Raw genomic sequence first — 1,057 nt, forward strand, 5'->3', positions numbered from 1 at the left:
GTGGCGCACCCAGTAGTCGGCGGAGGCCAGTTCCTCGGGCTTGGCGAGGTCACCGGTGAGGTTGGAGACGACCGGGACGGCGGGAGCGTCGAAGGCCAGGCCCTCCACGACTTCCCGGAACTCCGCCAGCATCGGCTCCATCAACGGCGAGTGGAACGCGTGCGAGACACGCAGACGGCTGGTCTTGCGGCCTTCGGCCTCGAAGTGCCCGGCGATCCTTGCCACCGCTTCGTCCGTGCCCGAGACCACGACCGACGACGGGCCATTGACGGCCGCTATCGAGACGTCGTCCGACAGCAGCGGCAGAACCTCGTCCTCCGTGGCCCGGACGGCGACCATCGCCCCGCCCGAGGGCAGGGCCTGCATCAGCCGCCCGCGAGCGGCGACGAGCCGGCAGGCGTCGTCCAGCGAGAACACCCCGGCGACGTGCGCCGCCGCGACCTCGCCGATCGAATGCCCGGCGACGAAGTCCGGGCGCACGCCCCACGACTCCACCAGCCGGAACAGCGCCACCTCGACCGCGAAGAGCCCGGCCTGGGTGTGGACGGTCTGGTTGATCAGCTCCTCGTCCTCACCCCAGACGACCTCCCGCAGGGGCCGGTCCAGGTGCTCCTCCAGGTGCTTGTCCAGGCCCGCGCACACCGCGTCGAACGCGTCGGCGAAGGCGGGGAAGCGGGAGTGCAGCTCCCGTCCCATGCCGAGCCGCTGGGAGCCCTGGCCCGAGAACAGCACCGCTGTCCTCCCCGAGCCGACCGAACCCTCGACCACACCGGCGCCAGGTTCACCCGACGCCAGTGACGCGAGCGCTCCCGTCAGCGACTCCGCGTCGGCTGCCAGTACGACGGCCCGGTGCGCGAAGCTCGACCGGCTCGACACCAGCGAGAATCCGACATCCGCCGGCCGGCTTCCGCTGACGTGCGCCAGCAGGCGTGCGGCCTGATCCCGCAGAGCGCCTTCGGTCTTGCCCGACAGCACCCAGGGCACGACCGCACCCGAGACGGGGGTGTCGTCGCCTTCCGGCTCCGGCTCCGGGTCGGCCTGCTCCAGGATCACGTGG

The 1,057-nt window shown here is 71.9% G+C and carries 1 protein-coding gene; it reads right to left on the reverse strand.

Annotation, left to right across the window (positions count from 1 at the left end; all coding sequences use genetic code 11):
* The coding region (locus tag ACX9I7_RS32630; protein ID WP_459389403.1) for an acyltransferase domain-containing protein at positions 1–1,057 on the reverse strand (1,057 nt) is incomplete at both ends.

Source organism: Streptomyces sp. L500 (assembly GCF_054551825.1).